Genomic DNA, 19,470 nt, shown 5'->3' on the forward strand with positions numbered 1-19,470 from the left:
CTGAATGTGACGAAGGAGGCAAACAATGGGACTATTACAAGACTTAAAAGAACGGATTTTAATCGGTGACGGCGCGATGGGCACTCTCCTCTATTCCTACGGCATTGACAGATGTTTTGAGGAACTGAACGTATCAAAGCCCGAAGAAATCAAGCGGATACATAAGGCTTACGTGGAAGCCGGGGCAGACATCATCCAGACAAATACGTACGGCGCGAATTTTATTAAGCTCTCAAGATACGGACTTGAGGATGAAACGAAAAAAATCAACCAGGAGGCGGTCAGAATCGCGCGCGCTTCCTCAGACGGCGCTTATGTATTGGGAACGATGGGCGGTATCCGCACCTTTAACAAAAACGCCTACAGCCTGGAGGAGATTAAACGCAGCTTTCGTGAGCAGCTTTATTTATTGCTGCACGAAGAGCCGGACGGCCTGCTTCTGGAAACATACTATGATTTAGAAGAGGCCCGCGAAGTGCTGAAGATAGCGAGAAAAGAAACGGAACTTCCGATTATGCTGAACGTATCCATGCACGAACAGGGCGTGCTGCAGGACGGAACGCCGCTTCGGGAAGCCCTCAGGTCAATTGCCGATCTCGGCGCTGACATAACGGGAATCAATTGCCGGCTCGGCCCGTACCACATGATTGAAGCGCTCACCGAAGTGCCGATTTTCCGTGACGCTTATTTATCGGTCTATCCGAACAGCAGCCTTCCGTCTTTAGAAGAAGGCCGGCTTGTTTATGATACGGACGATGCCTATTTCCGGGAGAGCGCCGTACAGTTCCGCACTCAGGGCGCGCGCATTATCGGCGGCTGCTGCGGTACGACGCCCAACCATATCAGAGCCATGGCTGAAGCGGTTCGCGGCCTTTCCCCCGTCACTGAGAAAGAAGTGAAAATCAGACGGGAAGAAGAAGTCATCTCAGTCAGCAACGAACGGACCGAGCCGGGTTTAAACGAAATCGCCGCTCAAAAACGGTCAATTATCGTGGAGCTTGATCCTCCGAAAAAATTGAATTTTGAAAAATTTATGCAAGCAGCGGCTGAATTAAAAGAAACCGGCATAGAAGCGCTGACGCTCGCCGACAATTCATTGGCGACACCGCGGATCAGCAATGCCGCCTGCGGTTCATTGCTGAAAGAGCGCCTTGATATCCGTTCTCTCGTCCACATTACATGCAGAGACCGCAACATCATCGGCCTTCAGTCACATTTAATGGGGCTGGATACGCTCGGGCTCACCGACATTTTAGCCATCACGGGCGATCCTTCAAAAATCGGCGACTTTCCGGGGGCTACTTCCGTCTATGATTTAACGTCCTTTGACTTGATCAGGCTGATTAAACAATTCAACGAGGGTATTTCTTTATCAGGGAAACCGCTCGGCAAGAAAACGAACTTTTCCGTAGCCGGGGCGTTTAATCCGAATGTCCGCCATTTGGATAAGGCAGTCAAACGGCTGGAGAAAAAAATCGAGTGCGGAGCTGACTACTTCGTGTCCCAGCCTGTCTACTCGGAGCAGCAGCTCATTGACATTCATCATGAAACGAAGCATCTCAAAACACCGGTGTATATCGGAATCATGCCGTTAACGAGCAGCCGCAACGCAGAGTTCATTCATCATGAAATCCCGGGCATTAAGCTGTCAGACAGCATCCGCGAAAAAATGGCGCTCGCCGGTGAAGACAAGCGAAAGCAGAAAGCCGAAGGCCTCGCCATCGCCAAATCGCTTCTCGACACGGCGTGCGAACTGTTTAACGGAATTTATTTAATCACCCCGTTTCTTCGTTCTGATTTGACGTCAGAGCTTGCAGCTTATATTAAGCAAAAGGATGAAAAGCGGGCTGATGTATATTTGCATTGACGCGGAAGAGGCCGCCTGATATGACAGGCGGCTTTTTCGTGGTACGATACAGAAAAAGAATCAAGCAAAGGAGGATTTTTTCATGGTTGAAGTAAAACCCATCACCGCAGAAGACACATACGCGATCAGACACAGTGTGCTGCGCCCCCATCAGACGATTGAGGATTGTAAATATGATCAGGACAGCGTCAAAGGAGCCTTTCATCTCGGAGGTTTTTACGACGGGACATTGATCAGCATCGCTTCTTTCTACCCGCAGAACCAACAGGCTTTACAGGCAGCGCCCGCCTACCAGCTGCGCGGCATGGCGACGCTAGAGGAATACCGGACGCAAAAAGCGGGAAGCACGTTAATCGCCTATGCAGAACGGAAACTGGCAGAAATGGGGGCAGCGCTTGTCTGGTGCAACGCCAGATGTCACGTAAAGGGATATTACGAAAAGCTCGGCTGGAAAAGCACGGGCAGCCCCTTTGACATACCCGGCATCGGCCCGCATGTGATCATGTATAAAGAACTCGCCTGAAACAGACTAAAGCCTTTGGGGACATGTCTCTAAGGGCATTACTTTTAATGTCACGTCTGCTTTTATATGCGACATTATTGACGCCTTCCCGCTTTTACGCAACAACAAGAATGGCAGGCAGAAAACGATATCTGTCAATTGCCGATTTCAGCTATTATGTTTAGAAAAGGGAGTATGAGATGAATACGATCCAAAAACCGAAAATCCCGAAAGAATTGCCGGTGCTTTCTTTCACAGAAGCGCTTCAGGACGACCTCATCAAAGAAGTCGTCATAGAAAACGCCGTGATAAGCGGCAAACTGGACGGCCTGCGCGCCGAAAAAGTCATTTTCAGAAACACCGTTTTTACGGATGTCTCTTTCAGACATATGGAATGTACGGATGTCCTGTTTGAAAAATGTGATGTCTCAAACGCTGATTTCAGCGGAAGCATCATCCATAGAACAGCGTTTCAGCATTCAAAACTTCTCGGCTTGAATCTGGCGGATTCCGCCATGCGTCATGTACGGTTTGAAGACTGCCTCGCACATTACAGCTCCTTCAGCTATTCCAATATGAAGCATGTCCGGTTTGACTCGTGCGGCCTTTCAGAAAGTGAGTGGAATGATGCCGTTCTTGAATACACAGATCTTGACGCCTGTGATTTGAACGGCTCAAATTTTATCGGCACGTCTCTTTTTAATATGGATATCAGCACGTGCACATTTGATCACCTGCACGTCTCACTTGATAAGCTGAAAGGATGCCGCATCTCTCCGGCGCATGCCGTGACATTCGCAGAAGCGCTCGGAGCCATTGTGACGTGATCTTTTATTAAACGAAACGGCGGTCGGCATCCTGAATAAATGCTCGGCATTGGTAATGTGGGGTGCTGCTTTTTATTTTGCGGCGCTTTTGTTTCGATAAAAGGAATTCGGCCAGGCTATGTTGAATGTACCGGAAGGAAGAGGGGGAATTGGAATGTCAGACATTTTAAAACTGTATCACTACCACAGATGGGCAAATGAGCAAGTTATTCAGCATTTGAAGACCCTCCCCGCGGCAAGCTTACAGCAGAAACTGGATAGTGTTTTTCCGACTGTGAACGCCGTGCTTGTGCATATATACCGGGCTGATTACATTTGGCTTCACGTGCTTTACGGAGAAACTTTCGAACAAATCGTCTCGCAGTTTGATCAATTTGAAAAGCTTGACGGAGATTTTGAGGCGATTGAACATAGAATGACTGAACTAGACAAAGAATTCAGCGAATTTTTAAAAGAAATGGAGAACCCGGAAGATCCGATCTCTATTTCTCATCCGCGCCTGGGGACGCTTCAGACGACATATGCCGATGTGATCCGGCATGTTGTGAATCACGGCACATACCATCGCGGCAATATCACCGCGATGCTTCACCAAATGGGCTATAAAGGCGTGCCGACTGACTACATTTTTTTCTCATACGAATCATAAAAAAGCAAAGGCCTCCCGGGCCTTTGCTTTTTTACTTCGAATCTATCATAATCCGGCATAGCCGGAGGCGCCCGGGGTGAGCTTTACAAGCCTTCCGGTTTTAAAAGATTCCGTCGCGGCGATCCCGATTTCTAAGTTAATCGCGGCATCGATGTCTGTCACAATCGGCGTTTCCCCTTTTTTCACACATTCGGAAAAATGCTCAAGCTCCAGACGGTAAGCGTCTTTAAAACGTGCTTGAAAATCCGGAATAATTTCGCAGCTGCTGCCTGACTCCGTTAAAATGGTGACATGGCTTTTCCGCAGCGTACCGACCAAGATGCTTCCCGCCGTCCCGATCACTTCGGCGCGGATGTCATGGCCGCACGGAGAATTTCGGCTTGCCTCCACATCGCCGGCCGCGCCTGAATCAAACTCAAGATATGTTAATGCCTGATCAACGTCGCCGCACTCTTCTATGAACGGGTGCTTTAACATTCTCCCGTGCCCGCTCACGGACGTAACTTCGGCATTCATGAGATATCTCGCGATGTCGTAATCATGAATCGAACAGTCAATGAAAAGCCCTCCGCTATGTTTGATAAATTCCGCGGGCGGTGCGCCTTGATCTCTTGTAAATCCTTTATAATAAATGGGTCGGCCGATTTCCCCTGCGCCGATTCTTCTTTTCGCGTCGTATACCGGGTCAGACCGCCTCCTACTTTCTGTTCTCTGGTATTAGGTCAGTCCGTTTTCCGGCTTACGAATTTGCGGTATTCAAGCGGCGAAATGCCTTCAATCTGTTTAAACAGTTTGGAAAAATAGGTCGGGTCTTCCATACCGATGGCATCCGCGATTGTCCCCATTTTGTCATTGGTTGCGGACAAAAGACGTTTCGCCTCCGTCATTCTGACTTTATTCGTATACTGGCCGGGCGTGACGCCGAGCACCTGCTGCATGCAGCGGGTCACGTAGTCTTGGTTGTAATGAAGAGCCGATGAAAGCGCTTTGATGGTTATTTTCTCCTGATAGTGCTCCTGCAGGTACCGGGCGGCCTCCCATGCGACTCTTTCCTTTGCGGACGGGATTTGGAACGCCTCCTTCTGAAGATGGAGCAGCAGCTCTTCAAACAGAATCTGCTTTCTGAGCGGCAGGTCGGAGTTCTCGGCGCTGTCATCTGTCAGCACACTGAATTGCCCGGCCATAAACTGCGGACGTCTCACCTTCCCTTTTTGCGGCAGGGACAGGCGGTAGCGGGACGGCTCTTCAAAGCTCCCTTTTTTTCGCCTCAGCTCTGACCAGTTGTTCCCGGTTGTTTCCGTCACCTCATAATCCGCTCCCTCAAAATGAAGCCACGAATAGGATGTCGTTTCTTCACTGCCTTTTGTTCCGTAATGTTCAAGCCCGGGAGAAAGCAGAATATATTCTCCCGCTTCAACGGAAAAGGCGTTTTCGTCTTCTGTAATGTAGAGGACGCCTTCTTTCACATACAGCAGATCAAACACCGGGAAGACCCGTCTCACATGGGTTTCGCCTTTTTTGAACACTCCTTCTCCCGCAGCGATAAAGACCGGGAACGGAGGGACTGTGAACTCGAGAAAGGACATATTTCCGGCCCTCCTTTTTAAGTCGGATTTTTGCAAGAAGTTTCGTTTCTCTCCCTTTTTATTATAAGAAAATGGAGGTACACTTTTAAACGTTGATTTTTTCAGGAAAGGGGTTAAAAGAAATGAAACAAGCGATTTTAAAACGGGCTGCATTCAAACAATCCTCTGATCACAAACTCTCATTATACGCGCTGACTTGGCCGATATTTATTGAGGTTTCATTATATATGTTTATGGGAAACGCCGACACTCTTATGCTTAGCCAATACTCTGACAACAGTGTGGCGGCCGTGGGTGTCAGCAATCAGATTTTAAATTTAATTATCGTGATGTTCAGCTTTATCGCAACGGGTACGACAATTGTGATTTCACAGTTTTTAGGATCTAAACAGAAAAAAGAGGCGCAGGAAGTGGCTTATGTATCAATAGGAGCGAACTTTGTCATCAGTCTCGCCATCAGCGCCGCCATATTTTTTGCGGCCGTTCCGTTGCTTCATGTGATGGGTCTTTCCAATGAATTGATGCCGGATGCTAAAGTCTTTTTGCAGGTGGTCGGCGGGCTGTCCTTCATTCAGGCTTTGATTATGACGTTCAGCGCCATTTTAAAAAGCTACGGTCATACGAAGGATACGATGTTCGTTACGATCGGGATGAATATTTTAAATATTGCCGGAAACTTTCTTGTCATTTTCGGGCCGCTCGGCCTTCCGGTGTTAGGCGTCGCCGGTGTTGCGATGTCAACGTCCTTTGCGCGGTTCATCGGGCTGATCGCGATGATTGTGATCGTCAAAAAACGCATCGGACTCGGTCTGACATGGCAAAAGATTTTTCACGTCCATAAAGAGCACTTGCGGAAACTCCTGAAAATCGGGATTCCGTCTGCCGGCGAACAGCTGTCTTACAACATTTCACAAATGGTTGTCACTTATTTTATCGCCATTATGGGCGCTCAGGCGCTTACAACAAAGGTTTATACACAAAACATCACCATGTTTATCCTGCTGTTCGGAACGGCGATCAGCCAGGGCACACAGATTTTGATCGGCAGATATATCGGCGCCAAACGGTTTGACGACGCTTATGACCGCTGCATGAAAAGTCTGTACTGGGCGCTTGGCATTGCCGCTTTGACATCCGTGATCATGACCTTGTTTTCAAAGCAGCTGATCGGAATTTTCACAAGCAGCCCTGACATTATTGCGACGGCGAGCATGCTGATCGCCATGACGATCATTCTTGAGCCTGGCCGTTCATTTAATGTCATTATCATCAACTCACTGCGGGCTGCCGGAGATGCAAAATTCCCCGTCTACATGGCGATGATTTCCATGTGGGGTATCGGACTGCCGCTCGCTTATCTGTTCGGCATTCATTTCGGATTAGGGCTTATGGGCATCTGGATTTCATTTATCGCGGATGAATGGGTCAGAGGCATTCTTATGTACAGAAGATGGCGGTCGCGGATTTGGATTCAAAAAGGGATTGCATAAACGCCCGAAGCTTCGTTATGAAGCCGGGCGTTTTTTTATGCTTGTGAAAGCTGTTTTCTCATGTCACCGAGCTCTGACCGGTAATGTGCCAGCAAACCGGTAACGGCGGGCCTTGAGTATAACGGAAACAGCTCCAGCTCTTCAGACGCCTCCTCGAAATATGCCTCGGCCTCGAATGCGATGTACTCCCATACATTCATAAAAGCTTTGTTGACGGTATGGCTCTCCAGCTCTTCTTCCGTATAGCCGAATTGCTTCATCACCTGGCGCGGGAGACGCTTTTTCGCCCGCTCATCCGTATGGACCCCCAGAAGCACCCGGGTCAGCTGAATGGCAGCTCCTAATGAAACGGCTGCATGGCGGAGTTTCTCTTGGTTCCGGCGCGCGCAAACCGGCAGCAGCAGCAGGCCGAGGGCTCCGCCTGTTTGGCCCGCGTACATCAGCAGGTCATCAAACTCTTGATAAGTTACTTTTTCTCTGTCAGAGATTTGGCCGGCGATAAACTCACGTAACGGCTCTTCTTCAAGCGCAAATTGCTGCCGCACATCGGTGAGCGCCTCCCACAAAAAGCCGTCGGCGTGTGTCCCGTTCAGAAAGTCTTGTGCCGCCTGTTCAAATCCTCCAAGTTCCTGCACATCAAGCCGATCAGCTTCGTGAAACAAAGCAAGCACCGCCCATGCGGCCCGCCTGTTTTTTGGCGGCAGGGATGAGAAAGTCCGTTTATATAAAGGAAAGTGCGCCTCGGCAAGCTGGGCGCATGTTTCGTATTCGGTCATGGTATCACTCCTCTGTTTTTTAGTGTACCATATGTTTCACAATAAAAAGACCGATATCCTTCAGCGGAAACCGGTCGTAGCACTGTTATTCTTCTATATCGATACGGTACGCCTCAAACCATGTATGGATCTGGGCAAGATGGGCGATCAGCTGCGGGCCTTTCATCAGCTGGCCGAACCACGGAACCTGAAAAGATGAACCTTCTGTCTCCAACAGCATTTCCAGCTTCTTTCTGTCAAGCAGAGTGTGAAGCACAGAATCTTTCTGTTGTAAAATCGTTTTCAGCCATTCTGTGACCCCCTGGGTGTATTTCGGGTGATGCGTTTTCGGATAAGGGCTTTTTTTGCGGTACAAAATATCTTCAGGAAGCAGTCCTTCAAGCGCTTTCCGCAAGATGCCTTTTTCCCGGCTGCCATGCATTTTCATTTCCCAAGGAATATTCCAAACGTATTCCACAAGTCTGTGGTCGGCGAACGGCACCCGTACTTCAAGACTTGCGCCCATGCTCATGCGGTCTTTGCGGTCGAGCAGATTGGTCATAAACCAAAGCATATTTAAGTAGAACAGCTGCCGTCTCGCTTTATCTGTTCCCGTCTCACCATCTAACAGCGGCGTTTCCGCAATGGTTTCTTCATATCTCGCATTCACGTATTCTCTAAGATTCAGCCGTTTTTGCCACTTTTCATCCAAGAGCGTGATTCTCTCCTCAGTCGACCTCATCCAAGGAAATCCGTCTTCTTCTGCCGCGGTGTGAAACCACGGATATCCGCCGAAAATTTCGTCCGCGCATTCTCCGGAAAGGCTCACGACAAAATCTTTTTTAATTTCCCGGCAGAACCATAATAGCGAGGAATCAACATCAGCCATGCCCGGAAGGTCTCTGACGAGAACGGATTCTTCCAGATGTTCAACCAGCTGATCCTGCGTAATCACGCACTTATGATGCTGTGTGCCGAATGCATTTGTCATTTTATCGATCCACGGGCCGTCATCATTCGGCTGAAAGGCGCTCGCTTTAAAAAATTTGCTGTTCTCCTCATAATCAATTGAATAAGTATGAAGGGGATCTCTGCCTTGTTTCTCAAAATGAGCGGCGGCTATCGCGGTTATCGCGCTCGAATCAAGCCCCCCTGATAAAAACGTGCAAACCGGCACGTCAGATACGAGCTGGCGTGTCACTGCATCCTGAAATAAGTACCGAATGTGAGCCGCGGTTTCATCGAGGCTGTCTGTATGCTTTTCGCTCTTTACATTCCAATAACGCCATATGGACAAACCGTCCTTTGAGAAAGTGAACGCATGGGCGGGACGCACCTCGTGAATTCCTTTAAACACCCCGCAGCCCGGAGTTCTGGACGGCCCGAGTCCGAATACTTCCGCAAGTCCGCCGCTGTCTGTGCGGGCTTTCACATCAGGATGAGCAAGGATGGCTTTCAATTCCGACCCGAACAGAAAGGAAGAGCCGTGTTCTTTATAAAAAAACGGTTTGACGCCGAGCCGGTCTCTTGCCCCGAACAGCCGCTTGCGCTTTTCATCCCAGATGGCAAAAGCGAAAATACCATTCAAGCGGTCCACGCACTCCTCCCGCCACTCAATATAGCTGTGCAGCAGCACTTCTGTATCAGAGGTCCTCTCAAAACGGTGGCCCCTCGCCTGAAGCTCCTTCCGCAATTCCTCCGTGTTATACAGCTCGCCATTATAAATGATGGTGTACGTTTCCTCTTGATGCGTGCAGGCCATCGGCTGGCGGCCGCCTTCAATGTCAACGACCGAAAGTCTTTTATGTCCGAATAAAACATGGGGCTCTCCCCAGACGTTTGAATCATCAGGCCCTCGTTTTGAAAGAGTGTCTATCATATTGTTCATAATATGTTTCTCTTGGACGAGCTGCTTTTGAAAATCGACCCAACCCGCAATTCCACACATGTGATATCAGCTCCAATCCCGTTTCTGTCGGTATCAAATTCGTTTCTATCAGCACTTTACCCAGTTTATGCAAAGAAACGCAGATAGTTGATTTGTCCCACTAAGAGTTGTATGAGACAAGCCCGATTTGGAAAGAACGGAAGAGAAGAAACAAACAAAGGAGACCGGCACGGTTATGAAACGAAAACAGCTTTTCTCAGAAAAAAACAAATGGGGGCGCGGCACCCTGATGATAGAGGACGGCATCTGCCTCGTCGAAAACGATGAAGGCGATATCCTGCTTGCAGACAGTCTAGGAAACGCAGACGTATTGATGAAACGCGGCGGCAGATGGCAGCCGGCACGGATTTGCGGCGGTGCGGCCGAAATCGGCGCAGACACCATCCCCCTGCTCGGCGGGGAAGAAATCCGTTATGAAAAGGCGGTCAAACGGCCGCTGTTAACCTTGCTCGATTCGCTGGACGATGAAACGTTTCTGCTGTTTCTCAGCCATCTTCACGGGTTCGGCCTGTCTGTATATGATTGCGTATTTTCCTACAATCAGGCGCTGTTTTCCGGTGAAGGCGTTTCGTTTTATCACTTCTCGGCGGATGACGCACAATGCGCCCTGCAGCATCACCGCGGCAGCTCGGGTAAACACGACAGATTTGAATGGACGGCATCTGACGGGCGGCGCTCCATTATGTATTCAGCGGCAAGACAAGACGGCACCGCGTAACAAACAGGCCGCACCTTTTAAATAGGTGCCGCCTGATGTATTCAGCTTTGTTTTTCACGCTGATTGACGGCCGGCGTTTGCTTTTACCCTTCACAGCCGTAGCTTTTGCGGTAACGAGAGTGATTGGCGCTTTTGGCATCCTGCACATCTCCTTCGCCTCATCAACATCCCCCTGTCACGGCATTTCTCATTCAGCGGCACAGTTGCGCAAAATGTATGCGCAACTAAAAAAACCCGGATGCATCCGGGTTTTTCAAGCGATTGATTAAAATACGTGAAAGCCGATCGGCAAGTGAAGGCCGAGCAGCACCGTCAGGACGAGTACGATAATAAAACCGATCCACAGTCCGCCGGTTGATTTGCCTTTTTTCTTGCGGATGACGAGCATTTCCATCAGTCCGATGGTAATGATGCCGAGCAGCATTTTTCCGGCGTACTCACCGTTCCAATTCGCAAAACGGACGAAAAGCTCAGCTCCGGTCAGAATAATAATAATGTAGAATAAGCGCAGAATCATATGCGTAATTTTTGCGCCCTTCGCTTTTCCGGAACCGTACAGCCCGTAGCTGACAAACACCAGGATAAGCGCAACGACCCATGAAGTAATATGCCAATGTGTCATTATGTTCAATTCCCCCTATCAGATCAATCTGCCTCACTTATGGTACCACAACAAGCCGATCGGAGCATTATCAATCGTGCGAAAGACACACAATTATCCGATTTGGTTCGACAGCGTGCCGATCGGTTCAATTGTAATGTCAATGCGGTCCCCCGGCTTTAAAAATTTCGGCGGCTTAAATCCTTTTCCGACACCGGACGGCGTCCCCGTCGCTATAATGTCACCGGCTTCAAGCGTCATTCCTTTTGACAGTGTTTCGATTAATTCAGCTATCGGAAAAATCATGTCACCCGTTGATCCTGATTGGCGCAGTTCTCCGTTCACCCGCGTTTCAACTTTCAAGCTTTGCGGATCACTGACGGCCGACTTATGTACAATGACCGGGCCCATCGGGCATGTCGTATCGAGGCTTTTGCCGATAAAAAACTGTTTATGTTTTTTCTGCAGATCGCGCGCTGTTATATCATTTACAATTGTATAGCCGAATATATGATCAAGCGCATGTTCTTTGGAGATGTGCGATCCGCTTTTTGATATGATTACCGCAAGCTCCCCTTCATAATCAAGCTGCTCCGTTACGTCCAAGTGGCTGTCCACTGTTTCTCCGTGTCCTGTAACGGCAGCGGGGGCTTTCGTAAAAACCATGGGATGCTCCGGTATATCCGCCTCACTCCCCATTTCAACGGCATGATCACGATAATTTTTCCCGATGCAGATCACGTTCTTTGAAGGTCTCGGAATAGGCGCACAAAGCTTTACGTCTGACAGCGCATACATAAATGAACCCGACTCGTCATTCGGTTTTTTCGCCCATTCCGCAAGCTGTCCGGCATGCGCGACAAACTTATCTCCTTTTTGAATGCACTCGATCAGCGAACCCGGAATCGTCTCAAGTTCAAACAATTTTTTTTCAGCCTTTTGCAGATCTAAGATTTTGTCATCATCAATGATCAGACCGACAAATGTTCGGCTGTTCAGTTCCCCTGTCGCAAATTTCATGTTAATCCCCCATCATTTTTAAATCTGGCATTCCTTTATGTATTCTTCCTCCGGGCGGGAAATTCCTCTTTTAAACAGGCTGAAAATAAGTGTAAAAGAGTATCAAAAATTGTCACTTTTTTAGTCATATTGACGAAATAAAACCTTCTTGCACAAAATGGGTTATACTATTATCATCCTATGTTTTCCAAAATAATCGAGAATTGGAGATCACACGATGAACAAAATTGAAGAAAAAAGATTAACTTTATTCGAGACAGCGCAAAAATTCGGAATCAATGCGACGGAGACCATCAGGTGCAGCCAGGAGCTGGACAGCCTTTTAAACGGGTGCCGGGGCGGGCTCATTCAACAAACGAAAGACAGCGGGCTGAACCCGTCCGCACAGATTGAGCACGGCCGCACCGCAGGAAAAAAAGAGGTTTTCTCATAAACGTGATATGTATATAAATCTGTATCATTTATGTATAAGACCCGGCATGCATAAAGCGCCGGTGTTTTTACGTCTAAAGTTTTTTCCGCTCACAAAAATGTGCATTTGTCATAAGCTATTTTAGGCAGGCAGCCCAGATAAGCTCCTGGAGTGCAGTCATGAAAATCTTCACGAAAAGGATGTGCTCGTATGCCCGCAATTGTCGGAGCGTTTAAAATTAATGCCGTCGGTACGAGCGGAGTCGTTCATATAGGCGACTGCATCACCATTTCTCCAAAAGCAGAGGTTAAGACATTTGCCGGAGCGGGCAGCTTCAATACCGGAGACAATCTCACACTGACAAATTACAGGAATTCAACGAATGTGTACGATAATGATGTAATCGATCAGCCGATGGCAGGAAACGCATAAAGGAGGCGCCGTATGAATTTTTACGTCAATCAGTCGATCCATATCAATTACATGCGTGTAGAATCTGTCAGCAATTCCTCCATACTGCAAATCGGAAGCGCCGGTTCAATTAAATCTCTTTCCAATCTGTACAATACAGGGAGTTATGTTGAGCCGGCGCCGCCTGTCACCGCGGGGCAGCAGACTGTAACAACAGGGGGAGGTCCCGGCACCTCATCATTTGTACCGCTCCAGCCGCCAAGCCGGTAGTTTTAATGAAGGAAACGAGACGCGAGGTGAATGTCATGTATGATCAATCCGTTTCATCCTACCTGCAGAATTTAAATTCTTTCGTCCAGCAGCAGGCGCAGCAGATTCAGGAGCTCGAACGGCAGCTGAAAGAATTCCAAAATGAAATTTCAACGCTGAAACAGCAGCCTTCTACAAGAATCGATCGGCTCGAGTATAAATTTGATCAGCTGAAAATTGAACGGCTGGAAGGAACGCTGAATATCGGATTGAATCCGACTGATCCGAATGCCGTGCAAAACTTCGAAGTCGGCCAGACATCTCCGCAGGTCGGAATGATGCAGCAGGAACAGGCGGGCCAGCAAATGCAGCAAATCCGTCAAAACGTCGATATGTACCTGAATGAAGAAATCCCCGCGCTTTTAGAACAGCTCGAAACTCAGTATGAGAGCAGGCTGGACGAAACGAACAAATATCATATTATTGAAGATATCAGAAAGCAGATGGACAGCCGGATTCAGTATTATCTGTCCCATGTCCCGAAAGAAGAAAACACGGCGCCCGCGCAATATGCCGAGCAGATTGCCGAACATGTGAAGCGTGATATTGTCAGGGCTGTCGAGCACTTTATTAAACACATACCTGGTGAAATGAAAGGTGATGATCCGTCATGATTTTTACAGTGATTAACCGGAATATTGAAGTCGGCGACATCCGGTCTACCGGTGTGTCCAGTTCTTCCTTATTATTAATCGGCGACACCGATTCCGTCTATCTGTCTTCCATCTTTGACACACCTCCGGAATCTCTTATTATCGGGCCTTATGTGCCGCTGGCGCCGGAATAATGCTAAAGCGCATTTCACGCCTCCGGAACGCCAAAATCAATTCAGTCGGGATTGCGAGTGTCTTTCAAGCAGGCGATACGAATGAAATCAATATGCGGATCAAAGTATTGGCCGATCAGCGTACTATTGCCTTATACAGAGACGATGAAGGCTCATTTAACAAAAAAGAATACCAGATCTTTCGGCAGCCGGCTGTCATGCCGTTACCGGAAACGGGAGTCCAAAGCGCATTCTGCCATGAAAACCCTTCAATTCGGGTAAGGAATTTGAAAGTTCAAGGGGTATCGTCAGCGTCCGTGGTTCAAATCGGATCGACGTCGATCGTTCTGGGAGATTCGCGGCTGAAACATATTAGGCAGATTGTCACACCAAGCTCACAATCACAGCAGCCCTGACATATAATGACGGTGAGACTTCTATAAAGGGTGTCGTTTATGCCAGCAATTACCGGACCTATAGCTATCAATTCCATATCGGGCGGAGTCGTAAACTTTGGTGATTCCTTTTACCTTTCTCCAAAAAGCTCTTCTAAATCTGCGCTCGGTTCGGGAGCAGGCAATACCGGAGATTTCCTGTTATTAAACAACGTTGTCAATGCGACAAACTATATAGACCCCGATGTCAGCGATCAAAATGTGGTCGGAAACGCCTAAAAAGCAGCCGCTCTTTCAGAAGAGGGCTGCTTTTGGTTCAGCGTTATGTTCGTTCATTTGCTTTTTTTGTTTTTACAAGCTTTTCCGGCGGCTGTTTTCTGATCCATTTCACAAACCGCGCGAGTTTCGGGTCACGCCGCAGCTCTTCTATTCCCGCGAGCCTTGCCGCAAGCTCCTGATTCGTATAGAGCGCGTGAACCTGTTTATGACAAGGGATGCAGAGCATTGCGGTCGGAAGGAATGTCCCGCCTTCTTCCTTAGGCGTTAAGTGGTGCTCCGTCAGCCGCACATGATGGCGGCCGCATAATTCACATGTGCCCTCGGCAGAATCGGCCATGATTCCTTCTCCTTTCTACATGATCTCCAATGTGACCCGGGTGCCTTTCCCGCCCGGTTCGGACGGATGAACGATTAATTTTTTCGGCAGACGCGCTCTCAGCTCCTGCACATGGCTGATCACCCCGACGGATAAGTTGTCCGATTGCAGCTTTTCGAGCGCTGTGACAACGGTGTCTAAGAGCCCTTGGTCAAGAGTCCCGAATCCTTCATCTAAGAAAAAGAATTGCAGCGGGTATTGCCCCCGCAGCTGAATCTGGGCGGACAAGGCAAGCGCAAGCGACAGCGATGTCAGAAACGTCTCCCCGCCGGAAAGGCTTGATACGGGCCGTTTGACGCCTCCGTTCGCGTCATCACGCATGACGAAACCGCCTTCTGAATCGACTAATATGGCATACCGCTGCCTTGTCAGCGCTCCGAGACGGGCAGAGGCGTCCCGAGCCACGCTTTCCAGCTGTTCTTCCGCTAAAAATTCGACGAATGTATTGCCTTTACATACAGACTGGAGCTTATCAAGCCTGTCAATCTGTGTCTGCCAGCTTTTCAGTTCGGCTTCAATCTCTTTAAAGCGCTTATGCTGTTTTTGCATAACCGCGAAGGCTTTTGCCTGTGCTCCTTTTTCCTCCATGGCGGCGCCTGACTCATCCTCTGCCTGCTTCAGCAGAGAAACGGATGCTGTCCATTCTTCCTCCGATATCCGGCGCTCGGCTAATTTATCAGTAACACGGCTGATATTTGCCGATAGCTGTTTTGAGGTGTCCAGGAACTCATCAATTTCTTTTTTCATTTCCTCTGCACGCCCTTGCGGAAGCAGACTTTTTTTGACTTGGTCCGGCTCGGCAAACCCGGTGTCTTTTGACCTCACACGCCAGTCGTTTTGCGCTTTCTCAAGGGAGGTCTCAGCATCCCTGAGTGACATGAGACTGCCGGATTCCCGGCCTTTTGCGTCATTCAGTGATTGCTGCGCCTGCTTCAGCGCGTCGAATAAGGACTGTTCTTTCGATTTTAACAGCTGTAATTCCTGCCGCACCGCTTCAAGCTTTGCGGAAATTGATGTTTCTTCAGCTGCTGTTCCGAGCTCTTGTTCATATCCGTCAATCACCTGCTGCAGGCGCTCAGACGCATAGTGAAGCTCAAGCCGTTCCCGTTCAAGCCGATGCTTCATCTCCTGCAGGCGTTCTTTCTCCTCTTCATGTTCCTTGAGGAATGCGATGCTTGTTTCAATGCGCTTCTCACATTCTTCTGCCTGCCTGTCCTTCTCATCTATCGAAGTCTGCCAGGCGTCAATCCGGTTTGGCGGAATATCACCGCAGACTTCGTTGTACTGATTCAATCGGCTTTCTGACAGCGATTCAAGCTCTTCTAATGAATGTCTGAGACGGTCGGCTTCTTTTTCCTCGTAGCGGATTCGTTCGGCAAGCTGCTCAGCTTGTCTCACCGTCTGCTGATGCGCGCTGATCAGTCTTGTGACCTTCTCTTTTACCGACAGCATATCCTGTTTCATTTGTTTCCACTCCAAGCGGACGGCGCTGAACGTTTCATCAAGCGGGCGTCCGCTGATGGAAGAAGCGGCTTCCAGCTCCGGAACCCGGGCGCTTTGCAGAAACGGACATTCTTCGGTAAAACGCCCCGACTGTTGTTCTAATGCAACCTTGGCTGTCAGCACTTCCTGAGAAAGAGCCGCCGCCTCAGAAAGCAGCGCTTCAACCTGCTGCAACTGTTCCTGCACAGCTGTATCAGGCAAGAATGTTTCATGAGCGGAACGCGGGCGGTCATGCTGTGTCGAGCCGCATACAGGACAAGGCTTTCCTTCGATTAGTTTTTCCGATAATTCTTTTGTTAATGCAGCCGTTCTCGCTTCCTCTGAGCGCCTGCGGAGATCGGCTTGCGTTTTGTCAGCCCGTTCGGCTGCGGCTTTCAGTGAACGCTCCGTTTCACAGACCATATGGTAAACGGTTTGAAGCGTTTGATAAGCGCGCGTAATGTCTTCCTCTTCCGTTTTCGCTTTCGCTGTGAGCGACTCGCTTTCTCCGTTCAGCTTCTCCATGTTTTTCAGCTGCGTTGTCAGATTGGCCCGTTCTTTCGTGATTTGTTCCTGTGTCTGCTGAAAGCCCGCCGCCAGCTGTGCTGCGGTCTGGCATTTTTTCCGTTCATCGGCGGTCACTTGAACTGCTTTCAGCTCTTCTTTCAGCTCATTCTGCCTGTTTTGGCCGCGGGTCAGGCGGTCTTTCACTGCGGCCAGCTGTTTCGAGGCGGCTTCGTATTCTTCCTCTTTTTTGCTGTGTTCCGCATTTGTTTTTTCCGCTTCTTTTTTCGCTTCAAGCAGTTTTTGTTCAATGGCTGAAAGTCTTTGATACAGCTCTTCTTCCTTGACAAGCTTCGGCTCCCGTTCGGCCTTATGGGCCCGCCATGCTTCATAGGCTTCATTTTGCCGGGTAAATGAAACGATTTCCGCCTCTGATTTCCGTTTGGCCAGTTCGTGTTCCTGTTCGGCGCGCTGCTTCCGGCGGACGGCTTCTGTGCAGCGGTCTGCGTACGGCTCAAGGGCGAGAGCGGTCTCCGCTTCTTTAAGACGCTCAGTCAAATCCGTGATGTACGGGCGTCTTTCCTCAAGCTTTTTCTCCCGGCGCTCATATTCATCTCTTTCTGTCTGCAGGTTCCAAATTTCCTGGTGATTCTCAAAACGCTCTTTTGCCCGGACCCGTTTCTTCTCAGCTTCTTCAAGCCGTTCGTTCGCTTCGTGAAACTGCTGTTCAGCCTGCTTCAGCGCATCTTCTCCTGCGTCTCCGAGGCCGGATTGTTCGGCCAGCATTTCATTTTTTTTCGCTGCCGCTTCCTGCGCCCGCCGCCGCAATTTTTTGACAAGCCTGTCCCCGTACTGTTCCAGATTAAACAGGCGCTGGAGCATATGTCTTCTTTCCGCGCCTTTAAGCGACAGAAACTCGGCAAACTTTCCTTGCGGCAGCACGACGGCTCTTGTAAAGTCGTCAATGGTCAGGCCAAGAAGCTCTTCCACCTTTTTGTTCACTTCATTCGCTTTATCGGCCAGCACCGTTTGTTCATCTTTGATTTCAATCAGGCGGCAGAGGGCGGTTTTTACTTTCGTTTCATCCGTTCTCTTAAAAACGCGCTCGACCTTGTAGGAAACCCGGTGACCGGATTGAAGCGCGAATGTAAATGAGACGGCGAGCTGATCTTCGGCATGATTCAGGATGCCGTGCGTATTATTTGCGGCGCGCTCCACTTTTCCGTATAAAGCGAGTGTCATGGCATCAAGGATCGACGATTTCCCGCTTCCGGTCGGCCCGAAAATCCCGAACACCCCGGCTCCTGACAGTCCGGCAAAATCAATGGTCTGTTCCTCCCTGAAACTGTGGAGCCCTTTTATCGTTAACAGAATCGGCTTCATGTCGCATCCTCCTCATCATCTGCTGACGCAAGCTCTAAAAACAGCTTGACCATCTCCTCATCCGGCACGCCGCCGCCCGTTTGTTTTTCATAAAACTTCTTAAATCGATCCTCAATTGATGTGTGTTTCACTTCAATCCGGTCATTTTCGGTCTCTTTTTCTTCAAAAACCGGCCTGATATGGATAAAGCCGGGATGCGCCTTTCTCAGCCGATGAATTTCCTCGAGAGAAAGCTGATCCGTCAAATGGATATCAAGATCGATCCAGGCATTCCGGTCACGCCCTTCATCGAGCCAGCCGTGAACCTCGCTCAGCCCCTGTGCTTTCCATTTGACGAGCGGTTTACCGGAAGACAGGAAAATCTCTTCCCACTTCGCTTCTCCGCCGGGCTTCGCTTCTACCACCGTCACCGATTTGGCATAACCGGCTTCTGAAAAGCTGTATGCGAGCGGAGAGCCTGAATAACGGGCAGCCGTCTTGGCGCGCTTGATCGTTTGCGGACGGTGGAGATGGCCGAGAGCCACGTAAGCCGCATCAGCCGGCAGGCTGTCAGCGGCGACCGTGTAAGCGCCCCCGACTTCAATCGGACGCTCTGAATCGGTCTGATTTCCCCCCGCGACATAAATGTGGCTCGCCGCGATTTTCACGGCATCGTTCCGGCACAGTCCGCACATGTGAGCAAACGCCTCTCTGATTTTGACATCGTAATGATCGCGAAGAAGCTTTTCCTCAAACGTATCAGAAAGCACTTCGTTTAATCTCGCCTCTGACGGATATGCCAGCGCGGCTACGGCTAACAGCTCGTCCGCCGACGGCACCTCAATATGCACGGGTTCTGTCCGCGGATAGCCGATTAAATGAATACCGCGCTCATTTGTTAACGGAGAAGCCGCCGCCAGCCTGTCAGGATTATCATGGTTTCCGGCAATGACGACAACCGGGCGCTTTCCGCCGTCAGAAAGCGCGGAAAGACTTTCGTAATACAATTGTTCAGCGAGCGCAGGCGGGTTGACCGTATCAAATACATCCCCCGCCATAATGACCGCATCAATATTTTCTTCCTTGACAATGGTATTCAGCTCTTCCAATACCTCGGCCTGCTCGCTCAGCCGGCTTCTGCCTTCCAGCGTTTTGCCGAGGTGCCAGTCAGCTGTATGTAAAATGCGCATACCGCATTCACCTCACTTTTT

The 19,470-nt window shown here is 49.4% G+C and carries 22 protein-coding genes and 1 pseudogene; 14 read left to right on the top strand and 9 right to left on the bottom strand.

The annotated features are described in order from the left end of the window. The first annotated feature begins 25 nt into the window (after positions 1–25). The 4 genes from HWY38_RS11325 to HWY38_RS11340 all read left to right on the top strand — a co-directional run bounded on the left by HWY38_RS11325 (position 26) and on the right by HWY38_RS11340 (position 3,845). On the top strand, positions 26–1,867 hold the full coding sequence (locus tag HWY38_RS11325) for a bifunctional homocysteine S-methyltransferase/methylenetetrahydrofolate reductase (protein ID WP_224181865.1): 1,842 nt from the start codon (positions 26–28) through the stop codon (positions 1,865–1,867). Positions 1,868–1,949: 82 nt separating this feature from the next. Next, the gene (locus tag HWY38_RS11330; protein WP_044802790.1) at positions 1,950–2,390 is read left to right on the top strand and encodes a GNAT family N-acetyltransferase; all 441 of its coding nucleotides are present in this window, start codon (positions 1,950–1,952) and stop codon (positions 2,388–2,390) included. 179 nt (positions 2,391–2,569) lie between these two features. Continuing rightward, positions 2,570–3,196 carry a pentapeptide repeat-containing protein gene (locus HWY38_RS11335; RefSeq protein WP_224181866.1) on the top strand — a complete coding sequence of 209 codons (627 nt, stop codon included), beginning with the start codon at positions 2,570–2,572 and terminating at the stop codon, positions 3,194–3,196. Positions 3,197–3,350: 154 nt separating this feature from the next. Beyond that, positions 3,351–3,845: a DinB family protein gene (locus HWY38_RS11340; protein WP_224181867.1), complete on the top strand. Its 495-nt coding sequence runs from the start codon at positions 3,351–3,353 to the stop codon at positions 3,843–3,845. A 45-nt stretch (positions 3,846–3,890) separates the two neighbouring features. Here the strand turns inward: HWY38_RS11340 and HWY38_RS11345 are convergent. Both HWY38_RS11345 and HWY38_RS11350 read right to left on the bottom strand, forming a co-directional pair. Continuing rightward, positions 3,891–4,541: pseudogene (locus HWY38_RS11345) on the bottom strand (Gfo/Idh/MocA family oxidoreductase); the annotation flags it as partial. A 26-nt stretch (positions 4,542–4,567) separates the two neighbouring features. Further along, positions 4,568–5,431: an AraC family transcriptional regulator gene (locus HWY38_RS11350; RefSeq protein WP_224181868.1), complete on the bottom strand. Its 864-nt coding sequence runs from the start codon at positions 5,429–5,431 to the stop codon at positions 4,568–4,570. Positions 5,432–5,553: 122 nt separating this feature from the next. Between HWY38_RS11350 and HWY38_RS11355 the strand changes: the two genes are divergently transcribed. Further along, positions 5,554–6,921, top strand: coding sequence for an MATE family efflux transporter (locus HWY38_RS11355; protein WP_032875187.1), 1,368 nt, complete (start codon positions 5,554–5,556; stop codon positions 6,919–6,921). A 35-nt stretch (positions 6,922–6,956) separates the two neighbouring features. Here HWY38_RS11355 and HWY38_RS11360 read toward each other — a convergent pair whose 3' ends face one another. Continuing rightward, a complete protein-coding gene (locus HWY38_RS11360; RefSeq protein WP_224181869.1) occupies positions 6,957–7,697 on the bottom strand; it encodes a squalene/phytoene synthase family protein in 741 nt (246 codons plus the stop codon). Between the two features lie 85 nt (positions 7,698–7,782). Then, positions 7,783–9,624: an asparagine synthase (glutamine-hydrolyzing) gene (asnB, locus tag HWY38_RS11365; protein WP_012117256.1), complete on the bottom strand. Its 1,842-nt coding sequence runs from the start codon at positions 9,622–9,624 to the stop codon at positions 7,783–7,785. Positions 9,625–9,799: 175 nt separating this feature from the next. On the opposite strand from asnB, the gene HWY38_RS11370 reads away from it, so the two are divergent. Both HWY38_RS11370 and HWY38_RS11375 read left to right on the top strand, forming a co-directional pair. Further along, positions 9,800–10,342: a DUF2777 family protein gene (locus HWY38_RS11370; protein ID WP_038456447.1), complete on the top strand. Its 543-nt coding sequence runs from the start codon at positions 9,800–9,802 to the stop codon at positions 10,340–10,342. Positions 10,343–10,377: 35 nt separating this feature from the next. Beyond that, positions 10,378–10,611, top strand: a complete 234-nt coding sequence (locus HWY38_RS11375; protein ID WP_224181870.1) for a hypothetical protein — start codon at positions 10,378–10,380, stop codon at positions 10,609–10,611. Here the strand turns inward: HWY38_RS11375 and HWY38_RS11380 are convergent. Next, the gene (locus HWY38_RS11380; RefSeq protein WP_007409161.1) at positions 10,608–10,964 is read right to left on the bottom strand and encodes a YisL family protein; all 357 of its coding nucleotides are present in this window, start codon (positions 10,962–10,964) and stop codon (positions 10,608–10,610) included. The two genes, HWY38_RS11375 and HWY38_RS11380, sit on opposite strands and share 4 nt — an antisense overlap. A gap of 93 nt (positions 10,965–11,057) precedes the next feature. Beyond that, on the bottom strand, positions 11,058–11,963 hold the full coding sequence (locus HWY38_RS11385) for a fumarylacetoacetate hydrolase family protein (protein ID WP_031378473.1): 906 nt from the start codon (positions 11,961–11,963) through the stop codon (positions 11,058–11,060). Between the two features lie 217 nt (positions 11,964–12,180). Here HWY38_RS11385 and HWY38_RS11390 point away from each other — a divergent pair, with 217 nt between their 5' ends. The 7 genes from HWY38_RS11390 (at position 12,181) to HWY38_RS11420 (ending at position 14,535) form a co-directional block, all read left to right on the top strand. Continuing rightward, positions 12,181–12,396: an aspartyl-phosphate phosphatase Spo0E family protein gene (locus HWY38_RS11390; protein WP_007610516.1), complete on the top strand. Its 216-nt coding sequence runs from the start codon at positions 12,181–12,183 to the stop codon at positions 12,394–12,396. Between the two features lie 189 nt (positions 12,397–12,585). Beyond that, positions 12,586–12,807 (top strand): spore germination protein, encoded by a 222-nt coding sequence (locus tag HWY38_RS11395; RefSeq protein ID WP_003155135.1) that lies wholly within the window; start codon positions 12,586–12,588, stop codon positions 12,805–12,807. A 12-nt stretch (positions 12,808–12,819) separates the two neighbouring features. Next, positions 12,820–13,056 (top strand): spore germination protein GerPB, encoded by a 237-nt coding sequence (locus HWY38_RS11400; protein ID WP_007409164.1) that lies wholly within the window; start codon positions 12,820–12,822, stop codon positions 13,054–13,056. Between the two features lie 35 nt (positions 13,057–13,091). Beyond that, complete coding sequence (locus HWY38_RS11405; protein WP_003155139.1) at positions 13,092–13,709, top strand: spore germination protein GerPC; 618 nt, start codon at positions 13,092–13,094, stop codon at positions 13,707–13,709. After that, complete coding sequence (locus HWY38_RS11410; RefSeq protein WP_003155141.1) at positions 13,706–13,882, top strand: hypothetical protein; 177 nt, start codon at positions 13,706–13,708, stop codon at positions 13,880–13,882. The genes HWY38_RS11405 and HWY38_RS11410 overlap by 4 nt, the downstream gene beginning before the upstream one ends. After that, on the top strand, positions 13,882–14,277 hold the full coding sequence (locus HWY38_RS11415) for a spore germination protein GerPE (protein ID WP_224181871.1): 396 nt from the start codon (positions 13,882–13,884) through the stop codon (positions 14,275–14,277). Before HWY38_RS11410 ends, HWY38_RS11415 begins: the two co-directional genes overlap by 1 nt. 39 nt (positions 14,278–14,316) lie before the next feature. Continuing rightward, the gene (locus HWY38_RS11420) at positions 14,317–14,535 is read left to right on the top strand and encodes a spore germination protein (RefSeq protein ID WP_003155143.1); all 219 of its coding nucleotides are present in this window, start codon (positions 14,317–14,319) and stop codon (positions 14,533–14,535) included. A gap of 43 nt (positions 14,536–14,578) precedes the next feature. On the opposite strand, the gene HWY38_RS11425 is transcribed toward HWY38_RS11420, so the two are convergent. Genes HWY38_RS11425 through sbcD form a run of 3 tightly spaced genes read right to left on the bottom strand, consistent with a single transcriptional unit; the run spans position 14,579 to position 19,449 of the window. Continuing rightward, positions 14,579–14,872 (bottom strand): hypothetical protein, encoded by a 294-nt coding sequence (locus HWY38_RS11425; RefSeq protein ID WP_007610512.1) that lies wholly within the window; start codon positions 14,870–14,872, stop codon positions 14,579–14,581. A gap of 15 nt (positions 14,873–14,887) precedes the next feature. Continuing rightward, positions 14,888–18,280, bottom strand: a complete 3,393-nt coding sequence (gene sbcC, locus HWY38_RS11430; RefSeq protein ID WP_224181872.1) for an exonuclease subunit SbcC — start codon at positions 18,278–18,280, stop codon at positions 14,888–14,890. Then, on the bottom strand, positions 18,277–19,449 hold the full coding sequence (gene sbcD, locus HWY38_RS11435; protein WP_003155146.1) for an exonuclease subunit SbcD: 1,173 nt from the start codon (positions 19,447–19,449) through the stop codon (positions 18,277–18,279). Before sbcD ends, sbcC begins: the two co-directional genes overlap by 4 nt. Positions 19,450–19,470: the final 21 nt, after the last annotated feature.

The organism is Bacillus sp. KS1, from assembly GCF_020075515.1.
Lineage (GTDB): Bacteria > Bacillota > Bacilli > Bacillales > Bacillaceae > Bacillus > Bacillus velezensis.

What these genes read in the sequence shown, in the direction of transcription:
- asnB (WP_012117256.1), bottom strand. Translation starts at nt 9,624, where the DNA reads ATGTGTGGAATTGCGGGTTGGGTCGATTTTCAAAAGCAGCTCGTCCAA.
- HWY38_RS11425 (WP_007610512.1), bottom strand. Translation starts at nt 14,872, where the DNA reads ATGGCCGATTCTGCCGAGGGCACATGTGAATTATGCGGCCGCCATCAT.
- HWY38_RS11340 (WP_224181867.1), top strand. Translation starts at nt 3,351, where the DNA reads ATGTCAGACATTTTAAAACTGTATCACTACCACAGATGGGCAAATGAG.
- HWY38_RS11395 (WP_003155135.1), top strand. Translation starts at nt 12,586, where the DNA reads ATGCCCGCAATTGTCGGAGCGTTTAAAATTAATGCCGTCGGTACGAGC.
- sbcC (WP_224181872.1), bottom strand. Translation starts at nt 18,280, where the DNA reads ATGAAGCCGATTCTGTTAACGATAAAAGGGCTCCACAGTTTCAGGGAG.
- HWY38_RS11330 (WP_044802790.1), top strand. Translation starts at nt 1,950, where the DNA reads ATGGTTGAAGTAAAACCCATCACCGCAGAAGACACATACGCGATCAGA.
- HWY38_RS11350 (WP_224181868.1), bottom strand. Translation starts at nt 5,431, where the DNA reads ATGTCCTTTCTCGAGTTCACAGTCCCTCCGTTCCCGGTCTTTATCGCT.
- HWY38_RS11415 (WP_224181871.1), top strand. Translation starts at nt 13,882, where the DNA reads ATGCTAAAGCGCATTTCACGCCTCCGGAACGCCAAAATCAATTCAGTC.
- HWY38_RS11385 (WP_031378473.1), bottom strand. Translation starts at nt 11,963, where the DNA reads ATGAAATTTGCGACAGGGGAACTGAACAGCCGAACATTTGTCGGTCTG.
- HWY38_RS11380 (WP_007409161.1), bottom strand. Translation starts at nt 10,964, where the DNA reads ATGACACATTGGCATATTACTTCATGGGTCGTTGCGCTTATCCTGGTG.
- HWY38_RS11400 (WP_007409164.1), top strand. Translation starts at nt 12,820, where the DNA reads ATGAATTTTTACGTCAATCAGTCGATCCATATCAATTACATGCGTGTA.
- sbcD (WP_003155146.1), bottom strand. Translation starts at nt 19,449, where the DNA reads ATGCGCATTTTACATACAGCTGACTGGCACCTCGGCAAAACGCTGGAA.
- HWY38_RS11390 (WP_007610516.1), top strand. Translation starts at nt 12,181, where the DNA reads ATGAACAAAATTGAAGAAAAAAGATTAACTTTATTCGAGACAGCGCAA.
- HWY38_RS11370 (WP_038456447.1), top strand. Translation starts at nt 9,800, where the DNA reads ATGAAACGAAAACAGCTTTTCTCAGAAAAAAACAAATGGGGGCGCGGC.
- HWY38_RS11405 (WP_003155139.1), top strand. Translation starts at nt 13,092, where the DNA reads ATGTATGATCAATCCGTTTCATCCTACCTGCAGAATTTAAATTCTTTC.
- HWY38_RS11355 (WP_032875187.1), top strand. Translation starts at nt 5,554, where the DNA reads ATGAAACAAGCGATTTTAAAACGGGCTGCATTCAAACAATCCTCTGAT.
- HWY38_RS11420 (WP_003155143.1), top strand. Translation starts at nt 14,317, where the DNA reads ATGCCAGCAATTACCGGACCTATAGCTATCAATTCCATATCGGGCGGA.
- HWY38_RS11325 (WP_224181865.1), top strand. Translation starts at nt 26, where the DNA reads ATGGGACTATTACAAGACTTAAAAGAACGGATTTTAATCGGTGACGGC.
- HWY38_RS11410 (WP_003155141.1), top strand. Translation starts at nt 13,706, where the DNA reads ATGATTTTTACAGTGATTAACCGGAATATTGAAGTCGGCGACATCCGG.
- HWY38_RS11360 (WP_224181869.1), bottom strand. Translation starts at nt 7,697, where the DNA reads ATGACCGAATACGAAACATGCGCCCAGCTTGCCGAGGCGCACTTTCCT.
- HWY38_RS11375 (WP_224181870.1), top strand. Translation starts at nt 10,378, where the DNA reads ATGTATTCAGCTTTGTTTTTCACGCTGATTGACGGCCGGCGTTTGCTT.
- HWY38_RS11335 (WP_224181866.1), top strand. Translation starts at nt 2,570, where the DNA reads ATGAATACGATCCAAAAACCGAAAATCCCGAAAGAATTGCCGGTGCTT.